This is a genomic window from Arsenophonus nasoniae DSM 15247 (genome assembly GCF_000429565.1).
Classification (GTDB): domain Bacteria; phylum Pseudomonadota; class Gammaproteobacteria; order Enterobacterales; family Enterobacteriaceae; genus Arsenophonus; species Arsenophonus nasoniae.
In genome coordinates this window covers 1-1,044 of record NZ_AUCC01000299.1, presented here as the reverse complement: position 1 = coordinate 1,044, position 1,044 = coordinate 1, and the positions used below count along the sequence as shown (strand labels likewise).

Below are 1,044 nucleotides of genomic sequence, written 5' to 3'. Positions count from 1 at the left end.
TAAACACAATAAATCGATCCCCATCTCCTTTTTGCAATAAGGGATGGCTTTTGCTACTCACTTTAAAAGCGATTCAATTTCCTAACCATCAAGTATGGTCACCCGAAAAATTAGTTCCTCCGCAAACTTGGTTTCATAATCTTGATATATATATTCCGACAATACCAAAGCCTAAATATGCTCTTATTATAATAAATAGTAGGGGAAGGTATAATTACAAGGATTTTTTGCCAGATTTCAATAAAGAAATGCTTCTCGATATTGCAAAAAAAACTAATACTATCGTTATTTCAATTAATAATATCGTCAATAGCTATGTTTTATCGAATGATGATAATAAATTTCTCAATGAAAATGATCAACAATATGATCTTATTGCCCGTAATTGGGCGCTATTTATGAATAATCCTGAGAGGAGAGTATTACCATTAGATATACCTATGACTGCCGTTGTTTCACAGACTATTCGATTTACTAAACAAGAATTAAAAAAATGGAATATCAATAAATTTATTGTATCAGGCGTATCAGCTCGAGGATGTACGGCATGGTTAGCTGCTATTGCCAATCCCGATATAGCTGCCATCGTTCCTTTTGCTAATGATGGCCTTAATACTAATAAAATGCTAAAACATGTATATCGGAGTTATGGTAAAAATTGGCCATTCGCATTTCTTCCTTTTTATAATCAAAAAATTGATCAAATGATTGGCTCATTTCATTTTTTAAAGCTAATGCAAATAGTTGATCCTCTACAATATCTTAATTCCGATCATCAAAACCGACTCAGCATACCCAAATATATTATTAATGCGAGCAGTGATGACTTTTATACCCCAGATAATTCTCGTTTTTATTACGATAAATTGCCAGGCACCAAATCATTAAGGATCATTCCCAATACCAATCATATTAATATATTAGCTTTTACCGTACCCTCTTTAATATCATTTATTGTCAACGATCACCGAAAACTGATCCACTTTTTATCTAAATCCGATCAATCAAAATTGATCCACTGTTTTACTCAGTTATTGCTCCTGA

Annotated in this window: 1 protein-coding gene; it reads left to right on the top strand. The window is 32.4% G+C overall.

Annotated features, from left to right (window positions below; all coding sequences use genetic code 11):
• Positions 1–50: 50 nt before the first annotated feature.
• Positions 51–1,044, top strand: a 994-nt coding sequence (locus G468_RS22095) for a PhoPQ-activated protein PqaA family protein (protein ID WP_276324696.1), incomplete at its 3' end; no start/stop codon positions are given.